The sequence below is a fragment of the Paenibacillus eucommiae genome (genome assembly GCF_017874215.1).
GTDB classification, from domain to species: domain Bacteria; phylum Bacillota; class Bacilli; order Paenibacillales; family NBRC-103111; genus Paenibacillus_AI; species Paenibacillus_AI eucommiae.
Genome location: NZ_JAGGLB010000016.1, coordinates 94,646 through 111,905 on the forward strand (window position 1 = coordinate 94,646; position 17,260 = coordinate 111,905).

Consider the following 17,260-nt stretch of genomic DNA (forward strand, 5'->3'; position numbering starts at 1 on the left):
GAATTCACAGGGGGAAATACGGTGCCCAAAAATAAGTTGTTTCAATTCGTAGCGATACTTTTATCCTTTTCTTTGCTACTAGTAGGCTGCAGCAGCAATGGATCGCAATCTCCGGCTGCTACGGATAAAGCCACAGAGACTCAAGGAGAGGCAACAGCTGCGCCTAACAGTACGGAAAAGGTGACGATTCGGATTCATTTGGCCGAAGGTGAAATAACAAAGGAACAGATTCAGGAGTTTGAGGCGGAGCATACCAATATTAAGATAGAACGGGTGGATACCGACTTTAATAAATTGATGGGACAGATCGCGGCTAATTCCGAGATTACTCCAGATATTTTCAGACTTTTTGGGGCAAGTGAATTTCCCTTCTACGCCAGCAGAGGATTGGCACTGAATTTGCAGCCTTATTTTGATGCCAGCAGTTTATTTAAGAAAGATGATCTTCTGGATGCAACCAATATTTACAGATGGGACGGAAAGGTTCCGGGCCAAGGAGATATATATGGGTTTCCGAAAGACTGGGCTCCAGACTTTAACCTTTTTATCAATAAAAAGCTGTTTGAAGAAGCCGGTATCCCAATCCCCAGTGATAAAGAGTCTTTAACCTGGGAGAAGGTCATGGAATACGCTCAAAAGCTAACGAAAAAAGATGGAGACAGTGTAACACAATGGGGTTTATATGATCCATTAGGCGGTGGCGTAGCGGTAAATCAGGATCTCTTGCTTGCGCAACTAGCTTCGTTGGGCCAGAAATTATACAGCGATGATAACAGCGAGATTAAATTGAACACGCCGGAAGCGAAGAAGGTTCTGCAATATTGGGTGGATGCTGTCAAGCAGCCGGTTGGACCCAGCTCGTTACATTCCGAAGCTTTAAGTTTTGTTGATCTTTTTTCGCAAAATAAACTGGGCATGATGATCGTCGGATACTGGTTCAGCGGCATGCTGCGCAGCAATGAGCTTACCAAAAGCCATATTGATGATTTCATGATGCTGCCTTCACCAAAAATGGACGGCGGTGTACGTGTAGAAGCAACCCGCAGCGGAACCGGCGGAATTATTTATAGCAAAACCAAGCACCCGAAAGAGGCCTGGACTGTATTTGAATGGTTCTATGGCGGCAAGCCGGCAGATGAACGCGCTAAAGGCGGTTGGGGTTTACCTGGTTTTAAATCGAAGATTGCACTGATTCCGAAGGATACAAGCTTTGATAAACAAACGTATGATGTCATCAACGACGATCTGAACAATCTTTCGACATTACCGTACAACCCCTATATTTCTGCAACTGCCATGGGGACTATTTTTGATAAGTATCTGACTCCGGTATATTTTGGCAAGGATACGCTGGATGGAGCTATTGAGAAGATTAGCAAGGAAGCCAAAATTCAAATTCAAGAGAATAAAGATATTGTTGGTGCAAACTAAATCATGTAGAGGAGGAAGTGATGAAAACTCACTTCCTCTTTCATGAAGCGGAAGGGTGATGGACTGAACATGGGCAAGAGCGAACGGAGAGAAACGAAGGAGTTCTATATTCTAACATTTCCATGGATAATCATATTTCTTTTTCTTTCTCTTATCCCTCTGTTATATGGATTTTACTTGAGCTTTACTAACTTTGCCGGCTTTAACTTTGATCATGTCCGAAATGTGGGCTTGCGTAATTACAACAATGTATTTAACGATAGCGACGCGATGTATTCGCTGGGCAGATCTTTTATGGTAGGTGCCTTAAATGTTTTTTTTAGCACGGTTATCGGTTTTATGATCGCTGTGTTACTTAACAATAATTTTAAAGCCATTGGCTTCTTCAGGTCACTTTATTATTTGCCTGCGATTCTGCCTATCACTGCGGTGGGGCTGATGTGGAAATATATATTTGCAGATAATGGAATATTAAACAGCTTCCTGCATGTTATAGGCTTTAACCCGATCCAGTGGCTCGGCTATGACCATGCTACGCTCTCGCTGGTTATTTTGTTAAGCTGGGGCTGCGGTGGCGGAATTATTATATACCTGGCAGGGTTAAAAGGGATTTCTCCAGAGCTCTACGAGGCGGCAGCCATTGATGGAGCGGGACCCTTCTACCGGTTTCGTCTAATTACCATTCCGCTGATGACACCTGTGATTTTCTTTAATCTTGTGTTTGGAATTATTGGCTCCTTGCAAATATTTGCCCAAGCCACTTTGCTTACATCCAATAGCGGATTAATGGGGGTTCCCATCCGGCCGATTTATTTATATTTGGTGCATACGTACCAGCAAATTTTTATGTTCCAACGTTATGCCTATGGTTTAGCGCTGTTATGGGTGCTTTTTATCATTACGATCCTGCTTACCCTGATTGTCTTTGGTACCAGCCGGTTATGGGTTCATTATGAAACGGATGATCGGAAAGGAAGATAAGCAATGCCGCAAACTAGAATGACACGTATTTCCTTATACGCTTTATTAATTTTACTTGCTGTACTTTTTTCATTTCCGCTGTATTGGATGATCGTCAATTCGCTTCAGCCGCTTCTTACCGGAGTAACCTGGTTTCCGCTTCGACCGACGCTTAGCAACTACCATCTCGCATTCACCCTTCAACCATTTTGGATGTACTTCAAAAACTCTTGTATCCTTGCTTTAATCTCCGTGGGCATACCGATTATTACCAGCTTTTTTTCGGCGTTTGCATTTGCCAGGTTGAGGGCTAAATTCAAGGGATTTTTGTTTATGGTCATTTTGGCAACGATGATGGTGCCGGCAACCGTTACTCAGATCCCGCAATATGTGCTTTTTCATCAATATGGTCTTCTTGGTACTTACTGGCCTTGGATTCTTGGAGGACTCGGCGGCAGCCCTTTTATTATCTTTCTGTATCGGCAGTTCTTTATGAACGTTCCCAGAGAGCTTGATGAGGCTGCACGTATAGATGGCTGCTCCACATACGGAATCATTTTCCGGATTTATATGCCGATTTCTTTGCCAGTGATTGCGACTGCGGGGATATTATTGTTTAATGCAAGCTGGGGCGGGGATTATCTGGCGCCTTATATGTTCTTGCAGGAAAGACAATATCCATTGGCGACACAGCTGATGCAGGTGGGCTATATTATGCCTAATGCTCCTAGTGTTAGCTTGTTTCAAGTGCAGGAAGCGGCTTTGGTTATCTTCATTTTGCCTATTCTGATTGTGTTTATGGTTGGCCAGCGTTATCTCATAAGCGGAATTATGACGGGGGCCGTTAAGTCCTAGGGAAGTGATACTAGGTGCTTGTAAATCATGTGAAAAAATCGATATCGAATCTTAATTATCTCACATTGAGGCTCAAAGAATACCATGGTAAGGTAAATGTGCTTATCCAGGAATGTATATGTATCCAGGAATTGCTGCGGAAAGGATGTTCAACCAGCCATGTGCGCAAAATCAATCCGGGTTACTCAAGGTGTAGAGCCTTGGGCAATCCTTCAGCAAGAGGAAGGATTCGCCAAGCTATTGCTTGAAGGCGTATGGGAGTGCGAGAAAGCTTATGATCCAGCATCTATAGCGATCTCAATTCGGGTTATTTTAGAGGAAACCGGTAAAATTGTCGCACGATCCACATCGAATCGGATGCTGGCGGAAGGCAGCTGGACTGCGGAAATTTTGCAGATTCCTTCAGGCGGTTTATATCGGATTGAGCCGTATATGACCAGCTTGAAGGCTGAGGATAGCTGGGAATTCCGCGGGGAAATGATCCATCATGTTGGCGTCGGCGATATCTGGGTCATTGCAGGCCAGAGCAACGCTCAAGGCGCTGGAGCCGGTGATTATTCGGACCTGCCCGAGTTAGGCATCCATTTGTTTCGCAACAACCAGCAATGGGATCTAGCCACTCATCCGCTGCGGGATGATGCGCTTCATTCACCTTTTATGACATTCGCGAAAGAAGTGAAGAAAGCCGTACACCATCCAATCGGATTGCTGCAAACTGCGGTTGGTGCTACTTACCTGCAGCTGTGGAATCCGGCAGAAAATGGCTGCCTGTACCGCAGCATGCTCGATGTGATTAAGCGGGTGGGAGGCAAGGTAAGAGGGGTGTTATGGTATCAGGGGGAGTCGGACGCAGCTTGGTATTGGTATGAGGATTGTAGCTCCGAGGAGCCCCATACTTATTTATCCAGGTTTTCACAAATGGTGGAGACGAGCCGGCAGGATCTGGGGAACGCGGAGCTTCCCTACTTGACCTTACAATTAAACCGAACGGCGTTTACCGGATACCCTGGGGAAAATCACTCGTGGGGGAGCTTGCGTGAGATGCAGCGAAGGGCTGCTAGCACGATGAAGCATGTGTACGTGATGCCGACACTGGATTGTGCTTTGTCTGATCCCATTCATAACGGAACTCAAGGCAATAAAACCATTGGTGAACGATTGGCCAAGACAGCGCTGGCTGAGGTGTATGGGATAGCTATGGCATACAGAGCGCCTAACCTGATTCATGCAGTCTATGGGGGAGCGACAGAAGAAGGCAAACAGACAATCGAGCTTCAATTCGAGCATGTACAGGGCAGTCTGCGGGCAATTGATCCTCAAGCTCAGGTTTTTAGTGTGGAAGACGATGTGGGTTTAGTTCAGATAGATGTATGGCAGGTAAAAGAAAACGATAAGATCGTCGTTGTATTGAAGCGCGATTGTTGTGGTAAGGCGGTGATTCATGGGGCGCATGAAGCTAATCCTGCCTATTCGCTGCCGATGGACTCCGTTACTGGCCTTCCAATTCTTGCGTTTTACAGCTTTGAAGTGAGGGGAGGCTAACGGGATGATCGGGACCGTATGGCGTATCTCTTCTTATAAGGGTCATCTCAGCATCATTGGAGAAAATGCGCAAATCCGCACCGAGCTTGTTCCTGCAAGAGGCAGCAAATTGGTCTCCTTGATGAATAAGCAAACAGGGCGGGAATGGATCTATACGGCGGATCAATCGAATCATGCAGAGCATGCGAACGATGCGGATCAATCGAACCATACAGACCGCTTCTGGAAGGAGCCATTAAGCAGCGGAATGGCTTGGGACGCGGCAGATCGTTCCGGTTGGGATGAATTGTTTCCAACGATTTCCCCTTGTTTAAGTCCGGATGCTGCTTTTTCAGGCCGACAGCTTCCTGATCATGGTGAAGTGTGGAGCTTGCCTTGGGAGTATGCGATCAAGGGGGACGATCTGGAGCTTTGGGTGAAGGGTGTACAATTGCCCTATCTTTTCAGAAAAACCTATCGTATAGAGGAATCTGCGCTCCATATCCAATATGAGCTGCAGAATTGCTCTTCGCATTCATTTTCTTATATTTGGGCACCTCATTGTCTCTTGAAAATTGAAGCAGGTATGAAGCTTGCAGGGAAGCCGTTTGCAGGGATACAGCCCCCGCAGCAGATACTTATGCGTCATTCAAAGATGGAACGATTTGAGAGTGAGGCTGTATACAGCACTTATCCTTTCATTAAAACGAAGGAGGGTCAAATCATAGATATGAGAATTGTTGAACCTAAGCTTCAATTACATGCCGAGAAATACTGGTTTGTGAATAGAGTTACTGAGGGAAATATCAGCATCCAAGCTCCGCAAACGAAGGAGTCCTTTCAATTTGAATATTCAGCTGAAGATTTGCCCTACCTCGCGATTTGGAGCAATTACGGCGGATATTGGAACGATTATAACCTGGCGATCGAGCCGTCGACTTCCTTTTTGGATGATGTGGAAAGCTCGTCTTATGCCGGCAAAGTCAAAACAATCCAAGGACACAGTACTGAAAGCTGGTATTTGAAAGTATCCCTGCAACAGGACATGTAATGAACTTTGTTCATCTTCCAAAAACAGAAAGGTGGATTAACCATGAGAATATCCTCGATTCAAGTGATTCACGTATTACCCAGATTCTCCTTTCTGAAAATGAGCACTGATGAGGGAATCACAGGCTATGGGGAAGCTATTGTTGAAGGAAGGTCAAGAACAGTAGAAATGGCCATTAAAGAGCTTGAGCCGCACTTGATCGGTCAGGATCCCAGAAGAATTGAGCATTTGTGGCAGCTGATGTATCGGGGAACTTTTTACCGGGGCGGTCCTATTCTGACCAGCGCCATAAGCGGCTTAGAGCAAGCGATGTGGGATATATTGGGGAAGTCGTTAGGTGTTCCCGTGTACCAGCTTCTTGGTGGAAACGTGCGAAATCGCATAAGGATGTATAAGCACATTGGGGGTGAAACGACTCAGGAGCTTTACGAATCTGCGAAAAATGCCGTCAATGAAGGCTTTACCATGGTGAAAACGCCGATAGAGATTGCAAGGATTCTAGAAACGCCCGCTTACCTGATTCGGCAAATGGAACGTATCGAAGCTGTTCGTGCAGCAATTGGCAACAATGTCGATCTTGCGATTGATTTTCACGGACGCATCAGCCCTGCGCTGGCTATAAAGCTGGCAAAGGGATTAGAACGTTTTGATCCGCTTTTTATCGAGGAGCCTTGTTTGCCAGAAAATGTGGATGCCATGGCGATGATTGCGCGATCAACCAGCATTCCGATTGCAACCGGCGAAAGACTGTTTGCGAAATATGCATTCAGAGAGGTGCTGGAGAAGCAAGCTGCAGCGGTGGTACAGCCAGACCTGGCCCATTGCGGCGGGATTATGGAAGGCAAGAAAATAGCAGCAATGGCGGAAGCTCACTATGCGGCCTTCGCCTCGCACAACCCGTTAGGGCCAATTAACTTGGCTGCGAGCCTGCAGCTTGCGGCAAATGTTCCGAACTTCCTTGTGCAAGAATACGCTTCGCTTGGTGAGGGATTGCTCAAGAAGCCGTTTGTGATTCGGGACGGGTATATGGATTTGCCGGAAGGTCCCGGTCTTGGTGTTGAGTTTGATGAAGAGGCGTTAGAGGAAAAGCGCTATTCTGGTGATTTTGACCTCCCTAAAGTATTTCATGCTGATGATCAATCGGTAGCGGACTGGTAGGAGATAAAGAAAGAAGGGGTTGGAGGATGTCATTAGAGCATAAAGTAGTCATTGTAACTGGAGGAGCAGCCAGCATAGGGAAAGGGATCGCCGAATGCTTTGCCAAGGAAAGCGCGAGGATTGTGATTGCAGATTGCAATGAAGAAGACGGGATGGCTGCGAAAGCTTATTTGGAGCGTATGGGCTGTGAGGTTCTGTTCATTAAAATGGATGCTGCGATAGAAGAAGATACGGAAAGAGCCGTTGCTTTGACGCTAGAAAAGTGGGGGCAAATTGATGTGCTGGTGAATAATGTGGGCACACATTTATATAAACCATTGGTAGATATAAAGACGCAGGAATGGGATTATTTGATGGCCGTAGATTTGAAGGGCTGCTTTTTAATGTCAAGGAATGTGCTCCCGCATATGAGATCGCGCAATCAAGGATGCATTATTAATATTTCCTCCGTGCATGCGAATGCTTCGAGTAAACATTTCACGGCATATTCAGCGGCCAAAGGTGGAGTAGTTTCTATGACCCGAAGCATGGCGGCTGAATATGCAGCTGACGGAATCCGGGTGAATGCTGTATTGCCGGGATGGACCCGCAGCAAGACAACGGACAAGGACTTATCGCATTACGATGAAGCGGAGAGAAGTAGTGTGCTTGCCCGGTGGGGAAGGGCGATCCCAATCGGACGCCTTGCAGAGCCAGTGGAGATCGGACATTCCGTTGTATTCCTGGCAAGTGATAAAGCTTCCTACATTACTGGAGCCTGCTTGTCAGTCGATGGAGGATTATCCAGCACTTTAATCATGAATACCGACCACTAAGGGGTGAGGAAATGGCTATTGCCATTCAAGAGCATACAATAACAATCGCAAGTTCTAGCGTAAAGTTGGGAATCAACAAGGATCGCTTGGAGTCTATTGAGATAAACGGGCAAAGCTGGCTGGTGGAGCCGACCCCTCTCCTGACTTTTTTATTTGCTGGCGAGAAAGAGGCGCCCTTTGAAGCTAGCAGCTGCAGCATAGTTCCATTGGGGGAGCATGCCGTGGATCTGATTTATGATGGAATGCTGGGACATGTCAATGTGCGAATTGAAGTATATGGCGAGGATATTTGGATCACTCCCTGTGCGATTACAACGAGGACTGGATTTAAAGCCCTGAGCTTAAACTTAGGCAGGATGGATGCGAATCGCGATTTAATAATTCCGACCTATCAAGGGGTTAGGATTGATAGGGACTGTCCTTATTTAAGGAAGGAACGGCTGGCTTGGCCTTATGCCTGGGAAGCAGCCATTCTTTTTATGGAAAATGCAGCGGGTGAATGCTTCTATGCCTGGACAGAGGATCCGGAGGATCGCTATAAGGCATTAAACATAAATCGGGATGCCGACGGCATACAGATCGGACTTGAAACAGAAAATAACGGACCCTTTCATGATAAAAAAGAAGTAGGCGGGCATACATGGAGATTAGCTGCTTCCATCAACGGGTGGCAGGCTGCGGCGGAAAGATATGCCGATTGGCTGGAATCGGCCTGGAAGCTGAAGGAAATCCGCGCGCAAAGAGCCGCATGGCAGGAGGAGATTCGTTTTGCCGTTTCATGGTGTCCGGCTGACCCGCAGGTGCTTGATGCAATAGCCCAATATATAGCACCTAAGCATGTTCTGATTCACTTTCCAGGGTGGAGGTCAGATCCGTATGACCGCAATTATCCGAATTATGTATTGGATCCCCATATCCGCCCTTTTCTGGATAAAGCCAGAGCCATGGGCTTTCATGTCATGCTGCACTTTAATGTTTTTAGCATATCAACCAATCATGAATTATTTCGCCTTTTCAGTGAATACCAATACAGGGATGTGGAAACGGCAGCGTTAATGGCCTGGTATACAGGATTGAATAACGGTAATTTTGCTTCCTGCCCGCAGAATCCGCTTCTGGAGAGGTATGCGGAGACGGACGTATTATTGTCTTATACTCATATGGGCTTGACCCGCTGGAGAAATGAAATTACCAAGCAGGTTCTGACCGTCCTGAATCCGGAGCAAAGCGACTGTGTATTCCTGGACCAAACCAATGGACTGCCGAATATTCAAAATGCCGTCCTTGAAGGCAGGACATGCATAGATGGCGTACAGATGATTATGGGCGATCTAACGCGGATGAAGCCTGGGCTTATCATTGGAGGAGAGGGCTTGAACGAGGTTTCCATGCGTTATCAAGCTTTTACCCAGCTGCACTTGTTTCAATCTCATCGTGTAAGCATAGAAGGCTTGGAGCAATATGCCTATAGGGTTTGTGATCTGCTCTATCGCGGGCATACGAAGTTTATCGCCTATTGCAACAATGATGGACATGATGAAGCATCAGAACTGCGGATTCGGGTACATGAACAATTAGGCGGAATGCCCAGCATGACATTAAATGATCGAACCATTGATGATTTATTGAAGCCCAATCAATCGGTTCGCGATTTGTTCGATCGGGCCAATGGATTAAGAAACTAAAGTGTTCAGCTTACGCCGGAAGGATGTTAAATGATGCTAACAATGAGCTACTCGGAATATTTAAATAAAGTCCACGGAGGATGGCTGGGAAAATGCATTGGAGGTACGATCGGAGCAAGGATGGAGAATCATAAAGATCTGCTCGATTTTACTATAGATACTGTATTTCCTGAAATCATACCTCCCAACGATGATTTGGATTTGCAAATTTTATGGCTGCATGTTCTGGAGCAAAAAGGTGCTGGAATCGATAGCCGTGATTTAGCTGATGGCTGGCTGGAGCATTGCTGGTATCCTTTTAATGAATATGGCTATTTTGTCAAAAACTATAGAATGGGCATTGCTCCCCCCTATTCCGGTGTATTTAATAATGATTATTTCAGCAATTCAATGGGCTGTCCTATTCGCTCTGAAATTTGGGGATTTATTTGTCCGGGGGATTCCGGGCTTGCCGCAAAGTATGCTCATATGGATGGCGTATTGGATCACGATTCACTGGCGGTTTATGGAGAGCAATTTTTTGCTGCCTTAGAGGCACAAGCATTTTTTGAACACGATATTTTTCGGCTGATTGATCATGGATTGCAATTTGTTCCTAAGGATTCGGAATTAACCCGCTGTGTGCGATTTGTAATAGACGCGTTCCACGAAGGCTTGGATTGGAAAGAAGCAAGGCTGTTGATGTTAAGGCATTATGCTTCTCCAGATGCATCCCATTGCGTGCAAAATATTGGCTTGACCGTCTTGGCGCTTCTGTTTGGCAGGGGAGATTTTACGGAAACGATGATGATTGCTGTCAATAGCGGTTATGATACCGACTGTACAGCAGCGACCTCCGGGGCTATTCTGGGGCAGCTTCTTGGGGCGAATGGAATTCCCGCTCTGTGGCTTGACAAGATGGGAACGGAATATGTAATGTGGTTTGAATTGAACAGGCGTTCCAAGCTGATTAAAGATTTGGCTGAGGATACTTGTGCCGCCGGACTTTCACTTATTAGAGACCGGCTGCTGCCCATTGAAATCACCGATATTCCAGAACATATAAGGCCATCACTGCCAAAATGTACGGAGGATTTTTCTGATTCTCCTGATTCTCCTTGTTCCATTGAAATTCAATATGAGGGAAATCCGTCGATAGGTTATGGCGAGACAGCTCGAGTGACACTTATTTTGCATAATCAAGGGGAACGGGCACAAACTGGAATCATTCATATTCATTCTGCTGAAAGCTTAGTGGTTAGTTTTGAGCAAGCCCATATAAGATTGGAAGCGGGAGAAAAGCAGGAAATGCTGCTGACCTTCCGGGTCAAACCGGATCTCACGGCAATTCCGCAAACGAACCTCTCGACTGTACAATGGCTTGGACCCAATGGTGGGGTCATGGCTGAGGAGAAATTTGGTTTGGCAGGCGCTGCCCGTGTGAAAATTATTGGTCCGTTTTGGGATATCTATGACACTCGCATTCATCAAAATCATCCATTTTATAGAGGACGGCCAAGCGGAAGAGCGAATTTTAACAACTACGTCAATATTGATAAAGCTTATATCGATGAATCCTTTGAAGAGGTTAATAGCCTTGAAGGAACCTATGCCAATCTGCACACGGATAAATTCGCATTAAATGATGTCTATGCGCTAAAAGGGCAAGCTTGCGTTTATGTGATCCACAATGTGTATGCTCCAACGGAACGTGATGTTTTTGCTGCAATTGGTCACAACGATGCCTACAAATTTTGGCTTAATGGAGAGCTGAAAGGTGAAGCCAATGAGCATACGCTGTGGATGCCATTTAACGACGATATTCCCATGCATATGAAAAAGGGGCACAATCAGCTCATTTTCAAAGTGGTACGTTCAGACAGCAATTTCGAGTTTAGCTTTGGCATTAGGGGAGACTTGCCCTTTGAGAATGAACCGAATTTCACACATTGGTATATTGATTTTTCTAGTTTGATTGAACCGTTTTCATAATATATTTATATTTCAACAGCAGTGAGGACAGTCGAATTATTTTCGGCTTGTCCTTTTATTTTGTGCATAGATTCACTACCCTTTAACGTACATTCCTCAGTTTGAAACTTTTTGAAACCAAGTATTGATTTCGTAATTTCATGGATGGATTTGCAATATTTTTCCTAATTATGGTATTATCTCTTTGGGTCAAACTATTATTTTTTACTATTTTTAGGGAGAGTGTTGAATTGAGACGTTTTAATCTTGTTTTGGTTTTAATAGTAGGCTTGTCGATTGTACTGGCTGGATGTAGTTTAAAGGGAAATAAAGATAGCGATAGTACGGTTATGAAAGCATTGGAAAAAGACGAGAAGGTAACGATTAAAGTCATGTATTATGATGAAAGAAGTTTCTTTCAGCAATATGGAAACTTATTCTATTCTAAATTCCCCAATGTGGATATCGAGGTGATATCGAACCAAAGTATGCGCGGCGAAGGCAAGGATCCAGAGAAGGAATTTGATAAAATAATTGAGGAACAAAAACCAGATGTTTTGATGTTGGATATCAATCAATACGAAAAAATGGCTGCGGATGGGAAGCTTCTGGACTTAGATGTAGTGATCCAAAAGGACAAGTTCGATATTGAGAATATTTTACCTGCGGTTACGGATATCCTCAGAAGCAAAGGGAATGGCAGACTGTATGGTTTGGCAGCGTCCTTTTATAGTAACGTTCTAATGTATAATAGAGATCTTTTCGAGCAGTATGGGATTGAAGTGCCAAGGGATCAAATGAGTTGGAGCGAGGTGCTGGATTTAGCCAAACGATTCCCGACTACAGGCGAAGAAGACAAACGTATTTATGGTTTTTTCCAGAATAATTATGGACAGGCCTCAGTCTATCAGTTTGCTAGCATGATTGGTGGAACTGAGAAATTATCGATAATAGACCCTGAAAATCTAAAAGTAACGATTAATACGGACGATTGGAAAAGAGTTTTTCAGACCAGTATAGATGCACTGAACTCAAAGGCGATGAATTCTTCTAAAGCAGAAAATAATAACATGCAGACTACCTATGGGGACTTCTTAAAAAGAGATTATTTCATATCAGGAAGAGCAGCAATGACTATAGGCAGCTACTATATGTTGGACCAAATTAAACAAGCTAAAAATGAAATAAAGGATTTCAAGCCATTCAATTGGGATCTCGTTACAGCCCCAGTCGATCTTAAAAATCCAGATTTGACGAACAGCTTTGGTGTAAGTGAACTGATGGCTATTAATGCCCAATCGACTGAACAACGGGCGGCTTGGGAGTTTATCAAATATTTAAACAGTGACGAATTCGCGAAAATCATATCACGCTCCACCCAGCAGCTTCTTTCTCGAACTAGCTATATTAAAGATAAGGACGGTCACAACTTAGAAGCTTTTTACAAGCTTAAAGCCGATCCAGACCTGTATAAAGGTTATGAAAAAGTACCTCAGAATTTCTATCCAGCCTTTAATCAAATTATTGATGAGGAAATGAAACAAATGGTAGAGGGTAAGAAATCGTTGGATGAAGCGCTGCTTATCATACAAAATAAAGGGCAGGAAGCTATGGATAAGGCCAAAATTGAAGCAGAAGCAGAAGCAGAAGCAGATGCTAAGACAGAAAATTGATAATGCCGCCGCAACAGAAATAGAGGCAGAAGCAGGAGCAACAACCGAACGAAAGATAAATAAGGAATGTCTAAATCGTCAATGATCCATTGGCGGTTTATCTTTGAGACCTTAAGAATGCGTATTGTCTGGACGAAATTAAACATACATGCCTATAGAGGAATATTTTAAGGCGAGTTTTGTGAATGATCGTTACTTGTTGGTAAATTTCGGAGGATTAATATGGTAGGAAAACTTTATTTGTTCAAAAAAATTATAGTTATAGCTCCATTCTTTTTATTGATTTTAGATTTAGTGACTGCAAGGTATGGTTATTTATTACCGAATGATTTAACAATAACTCACATTTCAGATATTTTATTAAATACAGTACCTTTGACTATTTTTGTGTTGATTGATACTTTAAGGAGAAAACAAACATTCATTTTTCTGATATTTGTACAAGCCAGTTTCTATATATATGTTTTGTCTGTTTTTAATTTAACAATCTTTCCGTTGTCCTTCGAGAATGCCTTTACAAATTCCTATTGGATAAGAAGAATCAACATCGTCCCTTTTAATATTTTAAGTGATTATCATTTATTAGATAGACAAATCATCGGGAATTTTATTATGCTGATGCCTTTGGGAATTTATCTTCACTTTCTTTTTAAACAATTTACAACAGCGAAAAAATCATTATTCGTAATTTTCTTGGCTTCCTTTTCAATTGAAATTACGCAGTTAATATTTTCAGCTGGGAGCACTGATATTGATGATATTATTCTCAACACAGCAGGCGGATATATTGCTTTTTTGTTATTCAAGCTTGTCATTCTATTGTACAAGAAAAATAAGTAAGTAAGTCAGACGCTCATAGAAGGGTTATCGAGTGCCAACCCTTCCTCCGCTAGGGGGCAAGACGTAATGGAATAGGAACAGCATCTGCAGAAGTCTAGAGAATGAGGGGGCTGACATTGAATTTATAGCTGCAGAATTTGCTTAAGATAATAAAGAAGGGGGGGAAGCAAAATGGGTATAATAATGTTTATCATTTATGCGTTGGTGGGTGCACTAATTATAAAAGCAGGGGTAGATAATTCAAGAAGTACTCAGTATTCAAAAGAAATCTTAAATGAATTGCGCGAGATTAAAGAACTTATGAAGAGTAATAAGAACGAATAGTTCTAATAGGCTTTATCAATAACGAATTGCCTTTCTTATTCGAATATATATCACAAAGTGGATATTACTTACAGACTAGTAATTTCAAACATGATAAGATATTTTTAGCACTAATGTGAAGTAGGTCTATGGCTAGCAGCATCAATAGTACATTCTCGGGGCTCATGAAAGGAGAAAGCATGGAAGGAAACAAAATTGAGTATGAATCAATTGATGACTATATTTCAAAATTTTCATCTGAGGTTCAGGAAATACTTCATGCGTTAAGAACGTTCATAGCAGAGTTGGTACCGGATGCAAAGGAAAAGATAAGTTATCAAATGCCAACTTTTGTGCTGCAAGGAAATCTGGTGCATTTTGCCGCTTATAAAAATCATATAGGATTTCGGAATACAAGAGCCCGAAGGGAGCCATACAATTTCCTATAGAAAAGCTGCTGCTTATGAATTAATAAGCAGCAAGATCGTTAATTTTAGAGCCGCTGAGAATATAGAGATAGCAATTGACAAAATGAAAAAGAAGAAATAAATTATGTCGCGATTTTAGCTGTGTAACTCAAGCATCACTTGATATACAAAAATAAGAGTAATAGATACACTAAAAGTATCATGAACGAAGAGGTGATAACAATGTTTGATATGGCGAAGGTAGGTAAAAATATTATGCAGTTAAGAAAGAGACAGGGGATTACCCAAATGGGGCTAGCAGATAGACTCGGCATCAGTTACCAAGCGGTAAGCAATTGGGAACGAGGAGAAACCATGCCTGATATTTCTAAACTTCCTCAGATCGCAGACATTTTCAGTGTAAGTATCGATGAGATTCTAGACGAAGGTAAAGGGACACAATTACTTAAAAATATGTTGGATCATACAACTAAAGATTATTTACAACATAATGAAGTGTCGCTCGAAGAGATTTCAGAAATCGCACCATTGCTCAGAGCGGAGCAAGTCGATGAAGTTGTTGAGAACGTCAAAGATAAATTCGAAATAAGCGATTTCATGTCCATAGCTCCCTTTGTCAGCGAGGAGACCATAGACAAAATTGCAATGCAATTTTTTTACAAAGAGGGCTTCAATGCCTTGGTAACGATGGCGCCATTTATAAGTGAGGAAATGATGGACGAATGTGCAAAGCGTACTTTTGACAAAGAGGGCTTCAATGCGCTAGTAACGATGGCTCCATTTATAAGTGAGGAAACGATGGACGAATGTGCAAAGCGTACTTTTGACAAAGAGGGCTTCAATGCGCTAGTAACGATGGTGCCATTTATAAGCGAGGAAACGATAGACGAATGTGCAAAGATTACTTTTGAAAAAGAGGGCCTGAATGCGCTAGTAACGATGGCCCGATTTATAAGTGAGGAAACGATAGACGAATGTGCAAAGCGAGCCTTTGAAAAAGAAGGCGCAAAAGCACTGGTATCCATAGCACCATTTGTCAGTGAAGAGGTAATGGATGAATGTGCACGAAAGGCTTTTTTATTATAATTAGATCCATGAATGAGAGAGACCTTATCTGGGACCGTAAAGTATTTGAGTACGAACAACGTCTATTGGTGTATTCACTGGTATCTCTAGAAAATATTCCAACTGCCATTTCTGAGTTTTTTGAGCCTGACGGCTCGTAGGATTGTCCCAAGGCGGGTAAACGCGGAGTGCTCTTTTCCCGCCTTCACCTTTATTGGATAATACATTTTGATCACATAGAACTGCTTTTGGAAATATAAACTGCCCAAAGTCACTACCTTTACGTGTACTAATAACGAAGAAATCGACTGGGTCGGATACGTCATAGGGCTGGATAGGCCCATCTCCAAGTCTCTCCCATAACGTCACAAATTGTCCGACCTTGGTAGGAGTGGTTCTTGCGACACGAAATCTAATGGAGAAGGCATTCAAGTTAAATACATATGCTCCGTATTCAGCATTTTGTACTTCTGGGAGTGGCTGAGAGCAATCAAACCTGCACGGCTTATAGACAAGATCCTTGGTGGCAAGTAGGTCACTATGAATTGAGTCAGAGGAATTCCAGGAATTTTGATCGATAGGGCATGCTTCTGAAAAGTCTTGATCTTTTTCATTCATTTGTTCAAATCCCCCATGTTCCATATAGCACTCCATTGTTGTTCTTAATGTTTCACTATCATAATGCAAATGCAGCTAGTTCACAAGTTCATTTCAGCTAATCAGACACGGTAGAACAATACCAAAGAGCTGTCAAGGAAAGGATGGTTACTATCATAAGACGAATAATTCTTATGGTTTCAGTTCGGAAGTTAAGAGTGGAAATGGATCTGATGAGGGAGATAGCAGCTTAAAGTAAAATTACCCAATAAAAATTGGGAAAAGGAATTTAAACATGGAGTGTTCTTGGTTTGGGCTTAATGAAGTTGATTCTAGTGAAATTAAATATGTCGTGATGATAACCGTATATCAAAATCAGCTAATTATTATACGGAACAAGCAACGTCAACTATGGGAATTACCTGGGGGGAAGAGAGAGCAGAATGAGGATTTAATTCAGGCGGCAAGTAGAGAGTTGTACGAAGAAACCGGGGCAGTCCAATTTGAACTAACACCATTTGGAGTATACTTAATGAATGAGAGTTACGGCATGATTTTCTTTGTCAAAGTTAAAGAATTACACGAATTACCCGATTATGAAATTGAGGAAATTAGGTTAGTTAAGAAACTTCCTGAGAACTTATTATATGGACTAATTTATTATGAGATGTATGAAAGATGTGAGGATATAGATCACTGTAGTTTGAAGACATATGAAATTGACTATAGAGATTTAAAACTTTGATTTAGGAGAGAGCATTAGGCTAGTTTAAGCTGCCAAAAACGAACTTTTATTAGGTTCGAAAAGATATTTAACCATCAAAGAAAAATTAATAAATCTCAATGGTAGTTTCAACTGCTAAAATTACATGTTTACAACCCATGGTTGTATGTTTATCAACTGTGTTTACATTGCTTCTCACCAACT

The 17,260-nt window shown here is 42.8% G+C and carries 16 protein-coding genes; 15 read left to right on the top strand and 1 reads right to left on the bottom strand.

The window, feature by feature from the left end; all coding sequences use genetic code 11:
* The first annotated feature begins 21 nt into the window (after positions 1–21).
* The 14 genes from J2Z66_RS22175 (at position 22) to J2Z66_RS22240 (ending at position 15,756) form a co-directional block, all read left to right on the top strand.
* The gene (locus tag J2Z66_RS22175; RefSeq protein ID WP_209974476.1) at positions 22–1,431 is read left to right on the top strand and encodes an ABC transporter substrate-binding protein; all 1,410 of its coding nucleotides are present in this window, start codon (positions 22–24) and stop codon (positions 1,429–1,431) included.
* 69 nt (positions 1,432–1,500) lie between these two features.
* Complete coding sequence (locus J2Z66_RS22180) at positions 1,501–2,412, top strand: carbohydrate ABC transporter permease (RefSeq protein ID WP_209974478.1); 912 nt, start codon at positions 1,501–1,503, stop codon at positions 2,410–2,412.
* A gap of 3 nt (positions 2,413–2,415) precedes the next feature.
* Positions 2,416–3,246, top strand: a complete 831-nt coding sequence (locus J2Z66_RS22185) for a carbohydrate ABC transporter permease (protein ID WP_209974480.1) — start codon at positions 2,416–2,418, stop codon at positions 3,244–3,246.
* Between the two features lie 159 nt (positions 3,247–3,405).
* A complete protein-coding gene (locus J2Z66_RS22190; RefSeq protein WP_209974482.1) occupies positions 3,406–4,788 on the top strand; it encodes a sialate O-acetylesterase in 1,383 nt (460 codons plus the stop codon).
* A gap of 4 nt (positions 4,789–4,792) precedes the next feature.
* Positions 4,793–5,818: a DUF4432 family protein gene (locus J2Z66_RS22195; RefSeq protein ID WP_209974484.1), complete on the top strand. Its 1,026-nt coding sequence runs from the start codon at positions 4,793–4,795 to the stop codon at positions 5,816–5,818.
* 42 nt (positions 5,819–5,860) lie between these two features.
* The gene (gene dgoD, locus J2Z66_RS22200; RefSeq protein ID WP_209974486.1) at positions 5,861–6,976 is read left to right on the top strand and encodes a galactonate dehydratase; all 1,116 of its coding nucleotides are present in this window, start codon (positions 5,861–5,863) and stop codon (positions 6,974–6,976) included.
* A gap of 26 nt (positions 6,977–7,002) precedes the next feature.
* Positions 7,003–7,791, top strand: coding sequence for an SDR family NAD(P)-dependent oxidoreductase (locus J2Z66_RS22205; protein ID WP_209974488.1), 789 nt, complete (start codon positions 7,003–7,005; stop codon positions 7,789–7,791).
* 11 nt (positions 7,792–7,802) lie between these two features.
* The gene (locus J2Z66_RS22210; protein WP_209974489.1) at positions 7,803–9,476 is read left to right on the top strand and encodes a DUF6259 domain-containing protein; all 1,674 of its coding nucleotides are present in this window, start codon (positions 7,803–7,805) and stop codon (positions 9,474–9,476) included.
* 30 nt (positions 9,477–9,506) lie between these two features.
* Positions 9,507–11,447, top strand: coding sequence for an ADP-ribosylglycohydrolase family protein (locus J2Z66_RS22215; RefSeq protein WP_209974491.1), 1,941 nt, complete (start codon positions 9,507–9,509; stop codon positions 11,445–11,447).
* Between the two features lie 230 nt (positions 11,448–11,677).
* Positions 11,678–13,099: an ABC transporter substrate-binding protein gene (locus J2Z66_RS22220; RefSeq protein WP_209974493.1), complete on the top strand. Its 1,422-nt coding sequence runs from the start codon at positions 11,678–11,680 to the stop codon at positions 13,097–13,099.
* Between the two features lie 222 nt (positions 13,100–13,321).
* The gene (locus J2Z66_RS22225) at positions 13,322–13,939 is read left to right on the top strand and encodes a VanZ family protein (RefSeq protein ID WP_209974495.1); all 618 of its coding nucleotides are present in this window, start codon (positions 13,322–13,324) and stop codon (positions 13,937–13,939) included.
* Between the two features lie 171 nt (positions 13,940–14,110).
* A complete protein-coding gene (locus tag J2Z66_RS22230; RefSeq protein WP_209974497.1) occupies positions 14,111–14,263 on the top strand; it encodes a hypothetical protein in 153 nt (50 codons plus the stop codon).
* Positions 14,264–14,442: 179 nt separating this feature from the next.
* Positions 14,443–14,691 carry an iron chaperone gene (locus tag J2Z66_RS22235; protein ID WP_376774457.1) on the top strand — a complete coding sequence of 83 codons (249 nt, stop codon included), beginning with the start codon at positions 14,443–14,445 and terminating at the stop codon, positions 14,689–14,691.
* Positions 14,692–14,892: 201 nt separating this feature from the next.
* Positions 14,893–15,756 carry a helix-turn-helix domain-containing protein gene (locus J2Z66_RS22240; RefSeq protein ID WP_209974499.1) on the top strand — a complete coding sequence of 288 codons (864 nt, stop codon included), beginning with the start codon at positions 14,893–14,895 and terminating at the stop codon, positions 15,754–15,756.
* Positions 15,757–15,780: 24 nt separating this feature from the next.
* On the opposite strand, the gene J2Z66_RS22245 is transcribed toward J2Z66_RS22240, so the two are convergent.
* A complete protein-coding gene (locus tag J2Z66_RS22245; protein WP_209974501.1) occupies positions 15,781–16,353 on the bottom strand; it encodes a MepB family protein in 573 nt (190 codons plus the stop codon).
* A gap of 274 nt (positions 16,354–16,627) precedes the next feature.
* On the opposite strand from J2Z66_RS22245, the gene J2Z66_RS22250 reads away from it, so the two are divergent.
* The gene (locus J2Z66_RS22250) at positions 16,628–17,077 is read left to right on the top strand and encodes an NUDIX hydrolase (RefSeq protein ID WP_209974504.1); all 450 of its coding nucleotides are present in this window, start codon (positions 16,628–16,630) and stop codon (positions 17,075–17,077) included.
* Positions 17,078–17,260 lie beyond the last annotated feature (183 nt).

Bases quoted from the DNA above. Each gene is read 5' to 3' on its own strand.
- J2Z66_RS22240 (WP_209974499.1), top strand. From the start codon at position 14,893: ATGTTTGATATGGCGAAGGTAGGTAAAAATATTATGCAGTTAAGAAAG.
- J2Z66_RS22195 (WP_209974484.1), top strand. From the start codon at position 4,793: ATGATCGGGACCGTATGGCGTATCTCTTCTTATAAGGGTCATCTCAGC.
- J2Z66_RS22250 (WP_209974504.1), top strand. From the start codon at position 16,628: ATGGAGTGTTCTTGGTTTGGGCTTAATGAAGTTGATTCTAGTGAAATT.
- J2Z66_RS22230 (WP_209974497.1), top strand. From the start codon at position 14,111: ATGGGTATAATAATGTTTATCATTTATGCGTTGGTGGGTGCACTAATT.
- J2Z66_RS22185 (WP_209974480.1), top strand. From the start codon at position 2,416: ATGCCGCAAACTAGAATGACACGTATTTCCTTATACGCTTTATTAATT.
- J2Z66_RS22190 (WP_209974482.1), top strand. From the start codon at position 3,406: ATGTGCGCAAAATCAATCCGGGTTACTCAAGGTGTAGAGCCTTGGGCA.
- J2Z66_RS22225 (WP_209974495.1), top strand. From the start codon at position 13,322: ATGGTAGGAAAACTTTATTTGTTCAAAAAAATTATAGTTATAGCTCCA.
- dgoD (WP_209974486.1), top strand. From the start codon at position 5,861: ATGAGAATATCCTCGATTCAAGTGATTCACGTATTACCCAGATTCTCC.
- J2Z66_RS22180 (WP_209974478.1), top strand. From the start codon at position 1,501: ATGGGCAAGAGCGAACGGAGAGAAACGAAGGAGTTCTATATTCTAACA.
- J2Z66_RS22205 (WP_209974488.1), top strand. From the start codon at position 7,003: ATGTCATTAGAGCATAAAGTAGTCATTGTAACTGGAGGAGCAGCCAGC.
- J2Z66_RS22245 (WP_209974501.1), bottom strand. From the start codon at position 16,353: ATGAATGAAAAAGATCAAGACTTTTCAGAAGCATGCCCTATCGATCAA.
- J2Z66_RS22215 (WP_209974491.1), top strand. From the start codon at position 9,507: ATGATGCTAACAATGAGCTACTCGGAATATTTAAATAAAGTCCACGGA.
- J2Z66_RS22235 (WP_376774457.1), top strand. From the start codon at position 14,443: ATGGAAGGAAACAAAATTGAGTATGAATCAATTGATGACTATATTTCA.
- J2Z66_RS22210 (WP_209974489.1), top strand. From the start codon at position 7,803: ATGGCTATTGCCATTCAAGAGCATACAATAACAATCGCAAGTTCTAGC.